This window comes from Vibrio sp. 704, from assembly GCF_033339295.1.
Genome location: NZ_JAWOUH010000530.1, coordinates 1 through 658, shown reverse-complemented (window position 1 = coordinate 658; position 658 = coordinate 1). Strand labels below are relative to the sequence as shown.

At 46.4% G+C, this 658-nt stretch carries 1 protein-coding gene; it reads left to right on the top strand.

Annotated elements, in window-relative coordinates; genetic code table 11:
• Positions 1-36 precede the first annotated feature (36 nt).
• On the top strand, positions 37-658 hold a 622-nt coding region (locus tag R7R24_RS27560; RefSeq protein WP_318120248.1), incomplete at its 3' end, for a CHASE domain-containing protein.

The following is a 658-nucleotide window of genomic DNA, read 5'->3' as shown; positions in this document are numbered from 1 at the left end:
AATTCTCGTAGTAACGGACGAGCTAGTGGGGAGCTAATGCGTTATTCACCCAGAAAGCAGTGCTATTTTGCACTGTTCTTTTTCGCTTTTGTTGCCTTGTGTGTTGGTGTTATTGAGCTGTTGCATCAGAATCAGCAAGACCTTCAGCAAGAGCGCGTGCAAGTTGAAGCCAAAGAACAACTGTCTATCCTCCGCTCCAATTTGGAAGCGGTACTCATGGCTGATATTTACAAAGCCAGCACATTAGCGACGCTAATCACTTTGCTGCCAAATAGCGAAGAAGAGGAGCTAAGCATTGCCGCCGATCGTATTCTTAACAAAAGTAAGCACATCACGGTCATCGGTATTGCGGAAAATGATGTAATTAGCCATGTATTCCCAACTAAAGGCAACGAGCGCGTCCTTGGTCTGGATTACCGTAAAGTACCAGCGCAATGGGTACAAGTTCAAAAAGCCAAAGATATTCAAGAGATTTTCATCGCGGGGCCGGTGTCGCTTGTTCAAGGTGGGCGAGGGCTTATTGTACGCGTGCCAGTCTTTCGAGACCCACCAATCAACAAAGAGTATTGGGGTGTGATCAGCGCTGTGGTGGATTTTGATGGTTTAATGCGAGAAACCGGCGTATTCGACTTCTCATACCATTATCCTTTGACGATAC